General features: G+C 58.0%; 16 protein-coding genes and 1 riboswitch. Of the genes, 7 read left to right on the plus strand and 9 right to left on the minus strand.

Features of this window, described 5'->3' with window-relative positions:
- Positions 1–5: 5 nt before the first annotated feature.
- From ACR0FB_RS10705 to dnaK, 8 genes are all read right to left on the minus strand, one after another.
- Positions 6–971, minus strand: coding sequence for a HesA/MoeB/ThiF family protein (locus tag ACR0FB_RS10705; protein WP_209834344.1), 966 nt, complete (start codon positions 969–971; stop codon positions 6–8).
- Positions 968–1,564: a thiamine phosphate synthase gene (locus ACR0FB_RS10710; RefSeq protein ID WP_171330620.1), complete on the minus strand. Its 597-nt coding sequence runs from the start codon at positions 1,562–1,564 to the stop codon at positions 968–970. The genes ACR0FB_RS10705 and ACR0FB_RS10710 overlap by 4 nt, the downstream gene beginning before the upstream one ends.
- Positions 1,561–2,325, minus strand: coding sequence for a thiazole synthase (locus ACR0FB_RS10715; RefSeq protein WP_480620599.1), 765 nt, complete (start codon positions 2,323–2,325; stop codon positions 1,561–1,563). Before ACR0FB_RS10715 ends, ACR0FB_RS10710 begins: the two co-directional genes overlap by 4 nt.
- Positions 2,326–2,327: 2 nt before the next feature.
- On the minus strand, positions 2,328–2,522 hold the full coding sequence (gene thiS, locus ACR0FB_RS10720) for a sulfur carrier protein ThiS (RefSeq protein ID WP_480620601.1): 195 nt from the start codon (positions 2,520–2,522) through the stop codon (positions 2,328–2,330).
- Positions 2,506–3,483, minus strand: a complete 978-nt coding sequence (thiO, locus tag ACR0FB_RS10725; protein ID WP_171724028.1) for a glycine oxidase ThiO — start codon at positions 3,481–3,483, stop codon at positions 2,506–2,508. Before thiO ends, thiS begins: the two co-directional genes overlap by 17 nt.
- Positions 3,480–4,283, minus strand: a complete 804-nt coding sequence (gene thiD, locus ACR0FB_RS10730) for a bifunctional hydroxymethylpyrimidine kinase/phosphomethylpyrimidine kinase (RefSeq protein ID WP_480620603.1) — start codon at positions 4,281–4,283, stop codon at positions 3,480–3,482. Before thiD ends, thiO begins: the two co-directional genes overlap by 4 nt.
- Positions 4,284–4,327: 44 nt before the next feature.
- Positions 4,328–4,433: riboswitch (TPP riboswitch) on the minus strand.
- A gap of 238 nt (positions 4,434–4,671) precedes the next feature.
- A complete protein-coding gene (dnaJ, locus tag ACR0FB_RS10735) occupies positions 4,672–5,820 on the minus strand; it encodes a molecular chaperone DnaJ (RefSeq protein WP_171635418.1) in 1,149 nt (382 codons plus the stop codon).
- A 74-nt stretch (positions 5,821–5,894) separates the two neighbouring features.
- Positions 5,895–7,802 carry a molecular chaperone DnaK gene (gene dnaK, locus ACR0FB_RS10740; RefSeq protein WP_480620605.1) on the minus strand — a complete coding sequence of 636 codons (1,908 nt, stop codon included), beginning with the start codon at positions 7,800–7,802 and terminating at the stop codon, positions 5,895–5,897.
- A gap of 212 nt (positions 7,803–8,014) precedes the next feature.
- Between dnaK and ACR0FB_RS10745 the strand changes: the two genes are divergently transcribed.
- On the plus strand, positions 8,015–8,617 hold the full coding sequence (locus ACR0FB_RS10745; RefSeq protein ID WP_480486160.1) for an alpha-ketoglutarate-dependent dioxygenase AlkB family protein: 603 nt from the start codon (positions 8,015–8,017) through the stop codon (positions 8,615–8,617).
- On the opposite strand, the gene ACR0FB_RS10750 is transcribed toward ACR0FB_RS10745, so the two are convergent.
- Entirely contained in the window at positions 8,614–9,438 is an 825-nt protein-coding gene (locus tag ACR0FB_RS10750; RefSeq protein ID WP_480620607.1) for an ABC transporter permease, read from the minus strand. The two genes, ACR0FB_RS10745 and ACR0FB_RS10750, sit on opposite strands and share 4 nt — an antisense overlap.
- 122 nt (positions 9,439–9,560) lie before the next feature.
- On the opposite strand from ACR0FB_RS10750, the gene cysQ reads away from it, so the two are divergent.
- The 6 genes from cysQ (at position 9,561) to ACR0FB_RS10780 (ending at position 16,131) form a co-directional block, all read left to right on the plus strand.
- Entirely contained in the window at positions 9,561–10,358 is a 798-nt protein-coding gene (gene cysQ / locus ACR0FB_RS10755; RefSeq protein ID WP_480620609.1) for a 3'(2'),5'-bisphosphate nucleotidase CysQ, read from the plus strand.
- Positions 10,358–11,158, plus strand: a complete 801-nt coding sequence (locus tag ACR0FB_RS10760; RefSeq protein WP_171724024.1) for a 3-deoxy-manno-octulosonate cytidylyltransferase family protein — start codon at positions 10,358–10,360, stop codon at positions 11,156–11,158. The genes cysQ and ACR0FB_RS10760 overlap by 1 nt, the downstream gene beginning before the upstream one ends.
- Before the next feature lie 70 nt (positions 11,159–11,228).
- Positions 11,229–12,212, plus strand: a complete 984-nt coding sequence (gene galE, locus ACR0FB_RS10765) for a UDP-glucose 4-epimerase GalE (RefSeq protein ID WP_171724023.1) — start codon at positions 11,229–11,231, stop codon at positions 12,210–12,212.
- A 7-nt stretch (positions 12,213–12,219) separates the two neighbouring features.
- Entirely contained in the window at positions 12,220–13,263 is a 1,044-nt protein-coding gene (locus ACR0FB_RS10770) for a glycosyltransferase family 2 protein (protein WP_480620611.1), read from the plus strand.
- A 184-nt stretch (positions 13,264–13,447) separates the two neighbouring features.
- Positions 13,448–14,434, plus strand: a complete 987-nt coding sequence (locus ACR0FB_RS10775; RefSeq protein ID WP_480491792.1) for a glycosyltransferase family 2 protein — start codon at positions 13,448–13,450, stop codon at positions 14,432–14,434.
- A complete protein-coding gene (locus ACR0FB_RS10780) occupies positions 14,431–16,131 on the plus strand; it encodes a DUF5927 domain-containing protein (protein ID WP_480620613.1) in 1,701 nt (566 codons plus the stop codon). The genes ACR0FB_RS10775 and ACR0FB_RS10780 overlap by 4 nt, the downstream gene beginning before the upstream one ends.
- Positions 16,132–16,136 lie beyond the last annotated feature (5 nt).

Genomic DNA, 16,136 nt, shown 5'->3' on the forward strand with positions numbered 1-16,136 from the left:
TTTCTTCACGAGGTTGAGGCCGCGACGAGGACAATCTCGCCCGGCCAATCTGGTTGAATTTGTTCTGCGGCACGCCATGCCCGCAAACCGGTGGCACAGCAAAGAGCCAGCCTTTTTCCGCCATTAGGGTCTATTTCGCGCAAATTATCCGGCGAAATGCGCGTCGCGTTCGAATGGATGGGAACAGGGGCTTCCTGCGAACTGCGCAGCTCGATGATCTGATCCGTGCCCTTCAGCTGGCTTGCGGACAGAAAGCGAAAGCAGTTGCCGGGCTCGGGTGCGTCATCAAAGCGAAACCCGGTGCTGCGCAGGGTTCTTGCGTCATATTGAACCAACTGCCCAAGGGGTGAGGGATCAAGTCCAAGGATCAAGCTGAGCGCCATCTGCGCCTGCATCGCCCCGATCACGCCAACCACGGGGCCCAGAACCCCCGCAGTGGCGCAGCTGGCGCCGCTGTCCGGTGCATCGGGAAATACAGCGCGCAGCGATGGGCCCCCGCCGCAGAAACCGCCCACATAACCCGAAAGCCCCAGCACCGAGGCGCTGATCAAAGGTTTGCCCTGCGCCAGACACGTGTCCGACAGGATGTAGCTGGCTGCGTAGCTGTCGGCACAATCCAGAATGATATCGGCTTGCGACACCGAACCGGGCGCATTTTCACTGGTCAGAGCCTGATTCAGGCCAATGACATCAGTTTCATCATTCAGCGCGCGGCAACGGGCGGCGGCGGTTTCTGCCTTGGGTTGCCCGCAATCGGCCTCGGAGAAAAACGTTTGACGGTGCAGGTTCGACAGATCGACGGTATCCCCGTCCATGACCGTGATCCGCCCCACCCCGGCCCCTGTCAAAAGTGGCAGAACCGGTGCAGCCAGACCGCCAGCGCCGACGACCAGAACACGGGCCGCCGACAAGCGTACCTGCCCCTCTGCCCCGACTTCGGGCAAAAGCGTCTGGCGGGCATATCGACTCATCGTGTGACCTCGATCCACGCGCGCACCCGTGCTTCGGGGTCGGGGTTCAGGGTGATATCCGTGACTGCCGAGACGATGTCCGCCCCGGCCTTCAGCACACCGGCTGCGCGCTCGACACTCATGCCGCCAATACCGACCAAGGGAATATCACCAACCCGCGCCTTCCATTCCGTTACGCGGGGCAGGCCCTGCTGATGCCATTTCATCTTTTTCAGGATGGTGGGGTAGACCGGGCCCAATGCCACGTAATCGGGATCCATGGCCAGCACACGCTCAAGCTCATCGTCGTCATGGGTGGAAACGCCCAGTTTCAGACCCGCTTTTCGGATGGCTTTCAGGTCGGCGTCGTCCAGATCTTCCTGCCCCAGATGGATCCAGTCGCAGCCCAGATCGATCGCGTGTTGCCAATAGTCATTGATCACCAGAACCGCCCCATGGTCGCGGCACAATTCGCGTGAGACTGCGATCTGGTCGCGCACCGCATCGTCTGGCTGATCCTTTATGCGCAGCTGCACCAGCTTGACGCCCAGCGGCAACATCCGCCGCAGCCAGTCCGAGTGATCAAAGATCGGATAGAAACGGTCCAGCGTCATGACAGGAAGGCCTTTCCAACAACAGGAGTAGAGGGTTCCGCCATATCGCGCGGCTCGATCGGGTCGGCCTGATGGGCCAATTGCCCGGCAAGGGTAGCCTGCGCCATCGCCTTGGCCATCAGAACCGGATCTCCGGCACGGGCCACAGCGGTGTTCAGCAGAACCGCGTCATAGCCCAGCTCCATCGCGCGGGCCGCGTGGCTGGGCAAGCCGATACCGGCGTCCACCACCAGGGGAATATCAGGAAATTCGGCCCGCATCGCACGCAGGGCGTATTCGTTGTTCAGCCCGCGTCCTGACCCGATCGGTGCGCCCCAGGGCATCAGCACCTCGCATCCCGCTTCCAACAGGCGTTCGCCCACGATCAGGTCATCGGTGGTGTAGGGAAACACCTCGAACCCATCCTCGGTCAGAATGCGGGCGGCATCTACCAGTTGGAAAACGTCCGGTTGCAGACTGTCCGTATGTCCGATGAGTTCCAGCTTGATCCATCGGGTCTCGAACACTTCGCGGGCCATATGGGCGGTCGTCACGGCCTCTTTCACCGTATGGCAACCGGCCGTATTGGGCAGGATCAGAACTCCCAATTCGCGGATCATGTTCCAAAAGGTCTGGCCTGCACCCGCTTCACGCCGCAAGGATACAGTGGCAACGCCTGCACCGCTTTCGCGAAACGCCTGTTCCAGAATGGCCGGGCTTGGATATTGCGCCGTGCCCAGCATCAGTGAGTTGGGCAGTTCAGTGCCGTAAAACGTTTTCATCTTCAGCCCCCCTGCATCGGTGCGACGACCTCGACCCGGTCACCTTCGACCAGCTTGTGAGCGACGCGCAGGCTTGAGGGTACGAATTCTTCGTTCACGGCGGTGGCCACACGGCCCGAGAAACCGCATTCGTCCAACAATTCCGACAGGGTTTCGGCGCGCACCTCGCGCGTCTCGCCGTTAAGCACGATCTTCATCTACCATCTCCGAATGTGTGTTGTTCAGCGCCAGATCCGCAACACCCCGCGCCAGCGCCGGTGCCAACAGATATCCGTGGCGATAAAGCCCGTTGGCATAGATCGTGCGGCCCAAACGCCGGATGCGCGGTAAGTTGTCGGGAAAGGCGGGGCGCAGATCGACGCCTATCTCCAACACTTCGGCTTCACCAAAAGCCGGGTTCACGGCATAGGCCGCGCTGAGCAATTCCAGCATCGAACGGGCGGTAATGCGGCTGCTATCCTCGGATTCGATCATGGTCGCACCCAACATGTAGACGCCGCCGCCGCGCGGAACGATATAAAGCGGCATCCGCGGGTGCAGCAAACGAACCGGGCGCGTCAGCTCCACGTCAGGGCATCGTATGACCAGCATCTCACCCTTCACGCCGCGCAGATCATGTAGGTATTCGCGGGCGTGAAGGCCACGGCAGTCAATTGCATTCTCCAACTGGGCTGGCGCCAACTTCCGGTGGAACACGACGCCCTGGCTTTGCAGTTGACGATACAGATCTTGCAGCGCCTGACGCGGATCAACATGGGCTTCGCGTTCGAAGAACAGGCCTTGGCCAAACCCCGTCAGATCAGGCTCTAATTCAGATATTTCTGCCCGTTCAACCTTGGTGAACTCTTTTGTTCGACGCGCAAATCGGCGCAGGTCCGGCACATCACGGGCACTTGCGACAACAAGCGTTCCCCGCCGGGTCACTTTGGTGCGTTGGGCCCACCATTCCATCGCGGACTGCCCCAGACGCAACACCGGTTCTTCCGCGTTTTCATATTCGCACCAAGGTGCCAGCATTCCTCCGGCCCACCATGAACACCCATGCGGGCCCGGTGGCCCGCCGGGGTCGAATATCTGCACTTTTGCACCGCGCGACACCAGTTCGCTGGCAACGGCAAGACCGGCAACCCCTGCCCCTATGACAGACCAAAGCGTCACGAGGGCCAAACCCGGTGGAAATGATGCACCGGCCCGTGCCCAGCGCCGACATTCAACTCATCCGCGCGCGCGATGGCCCCTTGCAGATAGTCATGCGCCTGCACAACTGCGTCCCTAAGGGTCAGCCCCTTGGCCAAACCGGCGGTGATGGATGACGACAGGGTGCATCCTGTTCCATGGGTGTTTTTCGTATCCTGACGTGGGGCCCGAAACTCGGCCATGACACCCGACGGATCGATCAGCAAATCGTGGCAGATATCACCTGACCCGTGTCCGCCTTTCATCACGACTGCACCCGCACCCAAGGCGCACAATGCCCGGCCCTGTTCAGCCATCAGCTCACGCGTTTCTGCCGCTGGCATGTTCAGCAGGCACGCCGCCTCAGGCAGATTCGGCGTAAGAACAGTCGCCGTTGGCAACAACACATCGCGCAGCGTCCGGACCGCCTCTTGCTCCAACAGAGCGTCGCCGGATTTTGCAATCATAACCGGATCAAGAACCACGGGACCGTCGAACGCCGCCAGGCCCCTGGCGACCGTATGAATGATCTCAGGTGTCCCAAGCATGCCGATTTTAACGGCCCTGACGTCAAGATCGTTCAGAACCGCGTCGATTTGGGCGGAAATCACATCCAGCGGAATTCCATGCACAGCGGTGACAGCTTGCGTGTTCTGCGCGGTAACGGCGGTGATGACACTTGCGCCAAAAACACCCAGCGCCGACATTGCCTTCAGGTCAGCCTGAATGCCCGCGCCGCCGCCACTGTCGGATCCTGCTATGGTCAGGGCAATTGCCACCATGTCGTTGCTCCATCTTCTATGGGCAACGGAGTAGAGAAAACGTCTGTGTTCAAGAGACCGTTCCCTACGCCGGAATTGCCCGGATCAGGTTCGATGGGTTAACGCGGTTGCGTCTCTCAGCCCTGTCAAAGGGCACCCCAACGGTTGAAGCGGACAATCTCAGGGTCGAGGGCCGGAATCAAGACTCAATTTTCCAGATGTATTGCCACTTTCAGCTTTCTGCTAAGGCCAAAACTGCATGTTTAGGACAGTGACATGCGAGGCTCTGCCTCGCGCTCCGGGATATTTTTCGCCAGATGAATACAGGGTCCCTTGCTTCATCTGGCTGAAAATATCCCGGGGGAGTCGCCCAAAGGGCGGCGGGGGCAGAGCCCCCGTTCCTGGTCGTTCAGCCTTTCATGCCATCCCAGAAAGACTTGACGGACGAAAAAAAGCTTTTTGATTCCGGATGGTTGTCTTCACCCAGATCATCAAACTCGCGCAGAAGTTCTTTCTGGCGGCTGGTCAGGTTGACCGGGGTTTCCACGGCCAGTTCAATGAACATGTCACCAACACCACCGCCGCGCAACGCAGGCATGCCTTTGCCGCGCAGGCGCATTTGCCGACCCGACTGGCTTCCGGCCGGAATCTGAACACGGCCGCGACCGCCATCAATGGTCGGAACCTCGATCGATCCGCCCAGCGCCGCCTTGGCCATGCTGACCGGCACGCGGCAGTAGAGGTTTACGCTGTCGCGTTCGAACAGTTTGTGCTCGGCCACTTCGACGAAAATATACAGATCGCCCGGAGGGCCGCCGCGCATTCCCGCCTCACCTTCGCCTGCCAGACGAATTCGCGTACCGGTTTCGACACCGGCAGGAATGTTCACCGACAAAGCGCGGTCTTTTTCGACCCTGCCGGCCCCCTGACAAGATTTACAGGGGTTCTTGATGATCTGACCCAATCCCGAACAGGTCGGGCAAGTCCGTTCTACCGTAAAGAAGCCCTGTTGTGCCCGCACTTTCCCCATGCCCGAACAGGTGGGGCAGGATGTGGGTTCAACGCCACCTTCAGCCCCGGTACCTTCGCAGGACGAACACGCCACGGCCGTTGGCACGTTGATGGTTTTTTGCAGGCCCGAGTAGGCTTGTTCCAGCGTCACACGCAGGTTGTAGCGCAGGTCCGAGCCGCGCGCGGCGCGACGTCCGCCGCCGCCCCTTTGACCACCCATGAAATCACCGAACAGGTCGTCAAATACATCCGAAAATGCACTGGAGAAGTCGCCTTGACCGCCAAAGCCGCCACCGGGGCGGCCACCGCCGCCCATGCCGTTTTCAAATGCAGCATGGCCAAAGCGATCGTAAGCCGCCTTCTTTTCGGCATCGCGCAGCACGTCGTAAGCCTCGTTGGCTTCCTTGAACTGCGCCTCGGCATCCGGGTTGTCCTTGTTGCGGTCTGGGTGCAGCTCTTTGGCTTTCCTACGAAAACCCTTCTTGATCTCATCCGCCGAAGCGCCCTTGGACACGCCGAGCACTTCGTAATAGTCGCGTTTTGACATCAGTGTTTCCTTCCGCCTCAACGTAAATAGGCCGGCCCGGCATCCGGACCGGCCCATACTGGCCCGGTTACCCGTTACTTACGCTTGTCGTCGTCGAGGTCTTCGAACTCGGCGTCAACGATGTCATCGTCGCCTGGTGCAGCGTCTGCGGCAGCAGGTTCCTCTTCGCCTTCTTCGGCTTGCGCCTTATAGATGGCTTCGCCCAACTTCATCGCGGCTTCGGTGACGTTCTGGATGCCCGACTTGATCTTGTCGGCATTTTCGGTTTCCAGCTCGTCCTTCAGCGCGGCGATCGCCAACTCGATGGCTTCGATCGTGGTCGGGTCGACCTTGTCGGAATGCTCTTCCATCGACTTTTCGGTCGAATGAATGAGGCTTTCCGCCTGGTTCTTCGCCTCGATCAGCTCGCGGCGTTCCTTATCGGCTTCCGCGTTCTCTTCGGCGTCCTTGACCATCTTTTCGATATCCTCATCGGACAGCCCGCCCGATGCCTGGATGGTGATCTTCTGTTCTTTGCCAGTGCCTTTGTCTTTGGCCGAAACCGAGACGATGCCGTTGGCGTCGATGTCAAAAGTCACCTCGATCTGAGGCATGCCGCGCGGTGCCGGCGGGATGTCTTCAAGGTTGAACTGACCGAGGATCTTGTTGTCCGCAGCCATTTCACGCTCACCCTGGAACACGCGGATGGTCACGGCGTTCTGGTTGTCCTCGGCGGTCGAGAAGACCTGAGACTTCTTGGTCGGGATCGTGGTGTTGCGGTCGATCAGGCGGGTGAACACGCCACCCAGCGTTTCGATACCCAGCGACAGCGGGGTCACGTCCAGCAGAACCACGTCTTTGACGTCGCCCTGAAGAACACCGGCCTGAATGGCGGCGCCCATGGCAACCACTTCGTCCGGGTTCACGCCCTTGTGCGGCTCTTTGCCGAAGAATTTAGTGACCTCTTCGATCACTTTCGGCATCCGGGTCATACCACCGACCAGAACAACTTCGTCCACGTCAGCAGCCGACAGACCCGCGTCTTTCAGAGCGGCCTGGCACGGTTTCAGCGACTTCTTGATCAGGTCCGACACCAGCGATTCCAGCTTGGCACGGGTCAGTTTCATGACCATGTGCAACGGCTGACCGTTGGCGCCCATCGAGATGAAGGGCTGGTTGATCTCGGTCTGCGAGGTCGAGGACAGTTCGATCTTGGCTTTTTCAGCGGCTTCTTTCAGACGCTGCAGGGCCATCTTGTCCTGAGACAGATCGACACCGTGTTCCTTTTTGAACTCATCCGCCAAGTAGTTGACGATGCGCATGTCAAAGTCTTCACCACCCAGGAAGGTGTCGCCGTTGGTCGACTTAACCTCGAACAGGCCGTCGTCGATTTCCAAAATGGTCACGTCGAAGGTACCACCACCAAGGTCATAAACCGCGATGGTTTGGGTTTCTTCTTTGTCCAGACCATAGGCCAGCGCAGCCGCTGTCGGTTCGTTGATGATCCGCAGCACTTCCAGACCGGCGATTTTACCGGCGTCTTTGGTGGCCTGACGCTGGGCGTCGTTGAAATATGCCGGAACGGTGATAACCGCCTGCTTGACATCTTCACCCAGATAGCTTTCGGCGGTTTCCTTCATCTTGCCCAGAGTGAAGGCCGAGATCTGGCTCGGGGAATACTTTTCACCGCGGGCTTCAACCCACGCATCACCATTGCCGCCATTCACGATGGAATACGGCACCATTTTCTTGTCTTTTTCGACTTCTGCATCATCCACGCGACGACCGATCAGACGTTTGACGCCAAAAATCGTGTTGTCGGGGTTGGTGACCGCCTGACGTTTTGCAGGCTGACCGACCAGTCGCTCATCTTCGGTGAAGGCGACGATCGAAGGCGTGGTCCGCGCCCCTTCGGCGTTTTCGATGACCTTCGGCTGCGAGCCTTCCATGATGGCCACGCAGGAGTTCGTGGTTCCCAGGTCAATCCCGATTACTTTTCCCATTTTTGCAATCCCTTTCTCTTCAAGGCGATGTCCCGAGGGTCGGACCCTTTATGGCATCCCACCCCCGATCTGATGTGCGCGACAGCACTACCATCGCGCGTCCCGGCGTATATAAGGGCGAGGCAAGAGGCCTGCAAGCACCGTAGAGTGCAGGTTTTCGGGAATTTGAGGTCTTTTTTGGCAAGAAATTGGAAAGGTTTGGGGTTTCCGGAATGACGCGAGTTGTCTTGCGAGGGTTCGAAATCAGGAAAGGCTATATTGACCCTGCTGCCCAGGCACGGCTGATCGCGGCCCTTCGACCGATTCTGAAAGCGGCACCCTTGTTTCGACCCGTCACGCCTTCGGGCAAAGAGATGTCGGTAAGAATGACCTCGGCCGGGGATCTGGGATGGGTGACCGACAAGGCAGGCTATCGCTATCAGGACAAGCACCCGAAAGGCGGGGTCTGGCCTGAAATCCCCCCGGTCATTCTTGGTATCTGGCACGATCTGGTCAGCACCGAGCGCGCACCGGATTGCTGTTTGATCAACTACTACGGGGAAGGCGCCAAAATGGGCCTGCATCAGGACAAGGACGAGGCAGATTTTTCCTGGCCCGTTCTGTCGGTTTCCCTAGGCGATGACGCCCTGTTCCGGATTGGGAACACGACCCGTGGCGGCAAGACCGAGTCGATCTGGCTCGGCTCGGGCGACGTGGTAGTGATGGGCGGCCCGGCACGATTGGCCTATCACGGAGTCGACCGGATCAGATACGGATCATCCCGGCTGTTGCCAAAAGGCGGACGGATCAACTTGACGCTGCGGGTCGCATGTTAGCGGCGCGCGTTCCAGCTTTGTGAAACATGCTGGCGCGTGAAAAACTCAGCCATCAAACCGATCATCAACAAAGCTATCCCGACCCATAGCGCGTATTCCCAACTTGTGTTTCGCGGAAAGTAGTTTCGGAAGATGAAGCCCCGGCACTGGTCGATAATATGAAACAGCGGGTTCCAGGCGAACATCATCAGCAATCCGCCGCCCAGCGTGTTTGCGACGAACATCTTTCCCGAAAACACCATGTTCAGGCGACGGTAGATATTGGTGAGCATTCCCACAGTCGTCGGAAACCAGGGTTTCATCGCCATGAACACCAAACCCACGGCGCATCCGGTAAACCAGGCCAATATCAGCATCGCGAAAGCACCGCCGGGATCCTGCACCTCGATCGGGGCGACCGCGACGCTGTAGATGAACAGGATCACGAACATAGCCAGCAGTTGCTTGTAAAGAATACCGAGCGCCGCAGACAGGATCGTCACCATCACATTCATCGGCGAATGGAGCATCATCGGATTGTTCGCGGACCCAACCCCTGAAATCGCGCCTATTGACTGGATGTGCAGCATGAAGGGGAACACGCCGGACAGAACATACAGCAGAAATTCGCCCCTGATCTTTGGAATTCCGCCTCGGCCCATCAGTGACATGAGCAGGTAGAAAGCGGTTCCCATCACCACAAGCTGCAAAACATTGATCAGGATGGCGACTATTGCATTCGGATGTTGCGAGCGCACCTTTCGCACGGTGGCATGGAATACCAGCTCAGCCGTCGTGAAAGCGCCGCCCAGCAGCGTTTGGTTGCGCTTGAAATAGAACATTCAAAGGGTCTTTTCTGCTTCGTCGCCTCTAAACTGGCATGAATATCTTGCCGTTCCGTAACCGCCGCATCATAAGTCGATCGCGATTTTGGATCAACAAACCACAGGAACGGAGCTTTTTTGTGACCTACGATGCGCTTATTCCCGTCATCCGGCGACTGGCTCTGGAGGCAGGCGACAAGATCATGGAAATCTACGAGGCGGATGATTTCGATGTCAAAGTCAAATCCGACTCCAGCCCTGTGACCGAGGCAGACGAAGCCGCTGACGCATTGATTTCGGCAGGCTTGCGTGCGGCATTCCCGGATATTCTTCTGATCACCGAAGAACAGGCCGCTTCGCATTCGGAAAAAGGCGATACTTTCCTCATTGTTGATCCGCTGGACGGCACCAAGGAATTCATCAACCGTCGCGGCGACTTTACCGTCAACATCGCGCTTGTCGAAAACGGAGTGCCAACCCGGGGAGTGGTCTATGCCCCGGCGCGGGGTCGTATGTTCTTCACGTTGGCTGATGGCCGCGCGGTCGAGGAAACGGGCGCTTTCGACAAAAACAAGACCGGTCCTTTGACGCCCATATCAGTCTCTGAACCGGATAATTCCGGGCTTTTGGTCGTGGCGTCGAAGTCCCACAGGGATCAGGCCACCGAGGACTACATCAACAAATATCATGTGAAGGACAGCAAAAGCGCGGGTTCGTCGCTCAAGTTCTGTCTGGTTGCCACGGGCGAAGCGGATATCTATCCGCGCGTCGGGCGCACGATGGAATGGGATACGGCGGCAGGCCACGCGGTACTGGCCGGAGCCGGTGGCCAGGTTGTGCGTTTTGAGGACCATACTCCGTTGGTTTATGGCAAGGATGGCTATGCAAATCCGTTCTTTATTGCTTACGCTCCGGGTGTTGAACTGAAGGAAGCCTGATGTCCGTTCTGATTGCCATTCCCGCCCGTTACGCCTCGACCCGCTATCCCGGCAAGCCACTGGTTCCCCTGACCGGCGCAAAAGGCGCATCCATGACACTGATCGAACGGTCCTGGCGTGCAGCCATGTCAGTCTCGGGTGTCGATCGCGTTGTTGTTGCGACGGATGATGAGCGCATTCGCGACGTGTCCGAGGGTTTTGGGGCCGAGGTCGTGATGACCTCGGAAAACTGTCAGAACGGCACCGAACGATGCGCCGAGGCGCATGAGGTTCTGGGTGGCGGGTATGAAATCATCGTCAACCTGCAAGGCGACGCTCCGCTGACCCCGCATTGGTTTGTCGAAGATCTGGTTTCCGGCCTGCGCGCCGCCCCGGATGCCGGTGTTGCGACCCCTGTCCTGCGCTGTGACGGCAGTGCGTTGAACAGTCTGCTGAACGACCGCAAGCATGGCCGTGTAGGTGGCACGACGGCAGTGTTCGGACGCGATCACAGTGCGATGTACTTCTCGAAAGAGGTCGTCCCCTTCACGTCGCAGACATACGCCGGCGATGAAGCGACACCCGTGTTTCACCATGTCGGCGTTTACGCCTATCGGCCCGACGCCCTTGCGGCGTATCCGGGCTGGCCAACCGGGCCTCTGGAACAGCTGGAAGGCCTGGAACAGCTCAGGTTCATGGAAAACGGGCGCAAGGTTCTGTGCGTCGAGGTCGAGGCAAGGGGCCGTCAGTTCTGGGAACTGAACAACCCGCAGGACGTGCCCAAGATCGAAGAGATGATGGCAGCCATGGGGCTGGAGTGACGTCTTTTCCCCATGACTCTGACGGCGCCCCTGTAGAAACTGTGCCTCAACCAGCCCCAATGGATATGCCATGAAGACAATTCTTGTCACCGGTGGTGCCGGGTATATCGGCTCACATGCCTGCAAGGCGCTTGCGCAGGCAGGTTACCTTCCTGTGACCTACGACAACCTGATCACGGGTTGGCAGGATGCGGTGCAATTTGGCCCTTTTGAACAGGGCGACCTTTTGGACCGGGACCGCCTGGATGAGGTGTTCGCGAAACACAAGCCAGATGCGGTGATGCATTTCGCGGCGCTCAGCCAGGTTGGCGATGCCATGCGCCAGCCCGGCGTGTATTGGTCGAACAATGTCACGGGCTCGCTGACTCTGATTGAAGCAGCCGTCGAGGCCGGCTGTCTGGATTTCGTATTTTCGTCCACATGTGCAACGTATGGCGAGCACGACAATGTGGTTCTTGATGAATCCACGGCGCAGTATCCTCTGAACGCCTACGGGGCATCAAAACGCGCGATCGAAGATATCCTCAAGGATTTCGAGGCGGCTCATGGGCTGCGCCATGTCATCTTCCGGTATTTCAACGTTGCAGGTGCAGACCCCGAAGGAGACGTGGGCGAGTTTCACCGCCCCGAAACCCATCTGATCCCGCTGATGTTGGACGCGATTGACGGCAAGCGGGACGGTCTGACCGTCTTTGGCACAGATTATGATACGCCCGACGGCACCTGTATCCGCGATTATGTACATGTTTGCGATCTGGTAGATGCGCATATTCTGGGGCTGGGCTGGCTGGAACAGGGCAAAGGCAGCCGTGTCTTCAATCTGGGCACCGGGTCCGGGTTTTCCGTTCTTGAGGTGATCGAGCAATCCAGGTCCGTCACCAACCGTCCCGTGCCGTATACAGTGGGCCCTCGTCGGGCAGGAGATTGCACCAAGCTGGTATCTGGTTCTGTGCGGGCTGAAAATGAACTGGGATGGAAGCCAAAAAGATCTACGTTAGAGACGATGATCGCAGACGCCTGGCGCTGGCACCAGAACGGCCACTACGAAAAATGAGGACCCGGTGACATCCAGCTCTGCTTTGACACTTCCCCGGATCGGATGGGCACGGAAGTACAGGTTGCGCTGGAAACGCCGGCGGCTGCTCTGGAGGTCGCTGCGCAGCCGACATCAGTTGTCCTGCCAGAAGGATCAGACATCCCGAATCCAACGGGGTGACTTATTGGCCTTCGTCACCTTGCGCAATGAAATCATCCGCCTGCCCTGGTTCTTTCGTCACTATCGCGCCTTGGGCGTCGATCATTTTCTGATCGTCGACAACGGCAGCGACGATGGATCATCCGAGTATCTGCAAGATCAACCGGATGTCTCGGTGTGGAGAACCCATTCCAGCTATCGTGGATCGCGGTTTGGCCTGGACTGGCTGACCTGGTTGCAGATGCGCTATGGCCACCGCCACTGGTGCCTGATGGTGGATGCGGATGAACTGCTGGTCTATGCCCACTGCGACACCCGGTCCCTGCATGACCTGACAACCTGGCTGGACCGGCACGGGAAGATCGGGTTCGGGACGCTGATGCTGGACCTCTATCCCAAGGGCCCCTTGGGGGATGCGGCTTATGACCCGGACACCGACCCCACAAATCTGCTGTGCTGGTTTGATGCAGGACCGTATCGCGCGCAGCGGCAAAGCCCGATGGGCAATCTTTGGGTGCAGGGTGGCGCGCGGGAACGTATTTTCTTTACGCAAACCCGGCAAAGATCACCCACGCTGAACAAGATCCCGCTGATGCGCTGGTCGCGGCGCTATGCCTATGTGAACTCATGCCATTCTGCCCTGCCGCGCCGCCTGAACGAAACCTATGATGGCCCGGGCGGCGATACCCCGTCGGGCGTGTTGCTGCACACGAAGTTCCTGCCGGACGTTATCGAGAAATCCAATACCGAAAAGCAGCGACGCCAACATTTTCATGATCCGGACCAATTCGGGCCATACTACGATGGGATAATCAACCAGCCGGACATGTGGACCCCACAATCGGTGCGCTACACCGGGTGGAGCCAGCTGGAACAGTTGGGTCTGATGAACGGCGGAGGCTGGGATTGAAAACGAAAACAAGGGCATCAACCGCACGTTTACAGTTTGCGGGTTTTAAAGACGTTGCGTCAGAAGATGCAAAGATGGCATAAACCGGTGATGCCATGTCGTGCCAACTGTCACGGCTGGTTCGGGGAAAGCTCGCGTTATAAAAAGGTTGGGCAGTCACGTGAGCCTGTTTGAGTCCTACAAAATGAGATTGCGGCGCAAGCGCCGTATTCTGCGCTGCCTCAAACGACGCCGCGAGCTCAAGCCAGTCAGCAACAACACACAGGCCATACGGCGTGATGATATCCTGCTGATGAGCGTTGTGCGGAACGAGAAAATTCGCCTGCCCTTCTTTCTTGAATATTATCGCAAATTGGGCATCAACCATTTTCTGTTTGTCGACAACAACAGCGATGATGGCAGTTTTGAATTTTTAAAAGAACAGGCTGATGTTTCGGTCTGGCGGACGACGACCAGCTACAAACGGGCAAGCTATGGTCTGGACTGGTCGAACTATCTGCTGCGCAAATACGCGCACGATCACTGGGTGCTGAGCGTCGATCCGGACGAATTCTTCATCTATCCGTTCTGCGACACCCGTCCAATCCGAGCCTTGACGGACTGGCTGGATGGCAGTGCCGTGCGCAGTTTTGGCACGATGCTGATCGACATGTACCCCGAAGGTCCAGTGGACGCCGACCCCTATGCCGAAGGTCAGAACCCGTTTGAAATCGCGCGCTGGTTCGATCCCGGGAATTACATGATCACCAAGAACCCCGAATACAAGAACCTTTGGATTCAAGGGGGTCCACGGGCGCGCGTGTTCTTTCAGGACAACCCCTCCAAAGCACCGGCGCTGAACAAGATTCCGCTGGTAAAATGGAACCGGCGCTATGTTTATGTCAGCTCGACCCATTCGCTTTTGCCGCGCGGGCTCAACCAGGTTTACGACGAATGGGGCGGCGAAAAGGCCAGCGGGTCACTGCTTCATGCCAAGTTGATCAATACTCTTGGGGAAAAAGCCCGCGAAGAATTGCAGCGTGGCCAGCATTACCGGGGCTCGGGCGAATACAAGGCATATGCAACCCGGCTTGAGGAAAAGCCTGTTTTCTGGTGCGAATGGTCCGAGGCCTACATCAACTGGCGACAGCTTGAGATCCTGGGCCTCATGTCGAAAGGAAACTGGGCATGAGCGGTCTGGGTATTGTCATGTTGGTTCATACTTCGCTGGACCGCGCCGAGCAGGTCGCACGCCACTGGACAGCAGCAGGGTGCCCGGTGGTCATCCATGTGGATCGCAAGGTGGCAGACACTGTTTTTTCCCGGTTTGTTGCGTCCTGTTCGAACAATCCATCGATCGTGTTTTCTGACCGACATCGCTGCGATTGGGGTGGCTGGGGTATCGTTGCCGCCTCGCAAAGCGCGTCCGAGTTGATGCTGGAGCGTTTCCCCGAAGTTCGGCATGTATTTCTTGCCTCGGGGGCCTGCCTGCCCTTGCGACCGGTTCAGGAACTGATCGATTACCTGTCAGACCGGCCGCGTGTCGATTTCATCGAAAGCGCGACGACATCCGATGTCAGCTGGACCATCGGCGGGCTGGATCATGAACGGTTCACCCTGCGGTTTCCGTTTTCGTGGCGCAAGCATCGCAAACTATTCGACGCACATGTAAAACTTCAGCGTCTGATGGGCTTTCGCAGGAAAATCCCCGACGGACTGGTTCCGCATATGGGAAGCCAGTGGTGGTGCCTGACCCGCCAAACGCTGTCGGCAATCCTTCAAGACCCCAGGCGCAAGCTGTATGACAAGTATTTCCGTCATGTCTGGATTCCGGATGAAAGCTATTTCCAGACGCTGGCGCGCTTGTATTCCACGCATATTGAAAGCAGGTCCCTGACGCTGTCCAAATTCGATTACCAGGGCCGCCCGCACATCTTCTATGACGATCATCTGCAATTGCTGCGCCGATCGGATTGTTTTGTCGCCCGTAAAATCTGGCCCCGCGCAGAGCGATTGTACCAGGCATTCCTGACAGATCAGGCCGGGGCGATGAAACCGGCAGAGCCCAATCCGGGCAAGATCGATCGCGTGTTTTCCAAAGCGGTGGAACGGCGAACTCGTGGGCGCGACGGGCTGTATATGCAAAGCCGGTTTCCCCGCCATGGCAGTGAAAACGGTCTGACATCGTCACAATATTCCGTATTCCAAGGCTTTTCGGAACTGTTCGAGGATTTCGAACCTTGGTTGGCCGCAACCACCGGGGCCAGAGTCCACGGGCATCTATTCGGGCCGGAACGCGCCGAATTTTCGAAAGGAGAAGCCATAACAAATGGCGCCCTCAGCGACAGTGCGGCGCTGCGGGACTATAACCCGACCGCCTTTTTGTCGAACCTGATCTGGAATACGCGCGGTGAACGCCAGTGTTTCCAGTTCAGCCCGCGGGACACTCAGGAAATCAACTGGTTTCTGGCACGGGACAAGAACGCTCAGATTTCGGTCATCACCGGCGCTTGGGCGATCCCATTGTTCCGGTCCAATATGAATTTCTCGGAAATCCGAAGTGAGGCGGCGCGCCTGCAACAAATTGAAACCAAGCAGCTGGAGGTGCTGACATCGGTCTGGACCAAGGCGCGGATGCGCAGTTGGACGCTGGCCGACTTCATTGAATCTCCGATGGATGCCTTGCTGGGCATTCTAGAAGAAATCGGCATGCAGCAGACCAGCCATCTGACCGAAGTGCCAACCATGGTCGAACTGTCCGGATTCGGGAAGTTCCTGCAAAACCTCAAGAATCAGGGAATGCACCCATATCTGATGGGTGATTTCCCGGCGGACGATGTGTTCGGTCGCCAGGAAAAGCCATACCGAAAACCGTATCTGGTGCAGTGATTGCC

The organism is Ruegeria sp. P10, from assembly GCF_056534925.1.